The 1,653-nt window shown below is 39.5% G+C and carries 1 protein-coding gene; it reads left to right on the top strand.

Features of this window, described 5'->3' with window-relative positions; genetic code table 11:
* The first annotated feature begins 127 nt into the window (after positions 1–127).
* Entirely contained in the window at positions 128–1,606 is a 1,479-nt protein-coding gene (locus tag H592_RS0111520; RefSeq protein ID WP_169727656.1) for an IS4 family transposase, read from the top strand.
* Positions 1,607–1,653: the final 47 nt, after the last annotated feature.

Consider the following 1,653-nt stretch of genomic DNA (forward strand, 5'->3'; position numbering starts at 1 on the left):
ACTCAAGTTTCGGGATTCAAAACAGATAATAAAACTAAAGTAACTTGATGATTTAAAATAGGTTGACGTCTCATTGTGGTAAAATACTTGTTATCTAGACAAAGTAAGAAACCACAAGAGACATCAAATGAATTCTGCCACAAAGCCCTTGAACTTACCATCATTAACCGCTGACTTACTTAACCAAAAAAACCTTAAAATTGATAACACATTTAGCTCAACATGGAAGAGCCTGCGTTTTAATACGATGTTACGTCAAGCTAAGTTTTCTAAACGCTCAGGCATACCAGCCAGTGATGTTGTTTATCTATTAATGCTTTGGGTTTGGCTAAAAGTAGACTCTGTTGCTATGTTTTCAAGGGATGCGTTATTAAGTTTTTCAGCGGCTAAAAAAGACGCGCTATATGATCTACTTAACCGCGAAGATTTAGATTGGCGAAAGCTACAGCTATTGACCGCTAAAAAAGTACTTAAGGCTAGCGGTAAAAGCAAGCTCAGCGCCTTTGTTATTGATGACACAGTCAAAACAAGGCGTGGTAAAAAAATGCCAGGTGTTTCAAGTCACTTTGATCACTTAACCGCTCGTTGTGTGATGGGGCAGCAAATAGTGACGCTAGGTGTCGCTAATGATGAGCAATTTGTTCCCGTTGATAATGAAATATTCATCAGTCAGGTTAAGGAGCAAGCGTTAGACTATAGGTTTAATGATGGGCGTAGTATTGCGGCCAAACGCTATCAGAAATCAAAACAACAAACTAAGCCAGAAATGGTGTGTGACATGATAGCGCGAGCTATTCGGGGCGGCATTAATGCCGATTATTTTTTAGCGGATGCATGGTTCGCGACCAAGCATATTCTTAGCATGACGATAACACACTCGCTTGTTGCGATTGTCAGAATGAAAAAGAATAAGATGAAATACCGACTAATTATCAACGGCATGACTCACTTGCTTTGTGCCCAAGCGCTATATAAGCAACATGTCAAAGGTCACTGGCAAACGCTTAATCATGTGCCTTACCAAAGTAAGTCCATTGTTGTTGAGCTGAACCTTGCAAGCTCAGATAAAGAGCCAGCCCAATGGATAAAAGTGAAATTACTCTTTGTTCGTTCAGTAAATGAAAGCAAGCAACAGGCGAGTAAGCATGATTGGGCGCTATTTTTAACGACTGATAGCCAACTTGAAGATGAAAAAATACTTGAGGTCTATGCGTTGCGTTGGGGGATTGAAGTTTACTTCAAAGAAGCCAAGCAAAAGCTCGGTTTTTTAAAAGAGCAAAGCCGACATTACAGTGCTTATATTGCCTCAATACACCTAACTGGCCTAAGGTTTTGCATTCTGCTTTTTGCCAAACAAGAAGAAGGCTCGGCAAGACTTAGTGATGTAAGAAATGATTTTGAAGAAAATTTGAGTTGCCTGAACTTTGCCAGTAAATTGTGGGGATTATTCAAAGCGTTGATCGCGGGTGCATTAAATGAAATGACAAGTTTAACAAACGTTGATAAACATGACGTGTTAAACAAAATTGAAAAAATGGTTGTCGATTTTTTTACGCAAGTCATGCAAATGGATAGTTTCACCTTGCGGCAAGAGGCGCTAGAATGATGAAACGTCCACTTTTATGGGCTAAAAGTGAACTCCGAAACTTGAGT

This window comes from Psychromonas arctica DSM 14288 (assembly GCF_000482725.1).
Taxonomy (GTDB): domain Bacteria; phylum Pseudomonadota; class Gammaproteobacteria; order Enterobacterales; family Psychromonadaceae; genus Psychromonas; species Psychromonas arctica.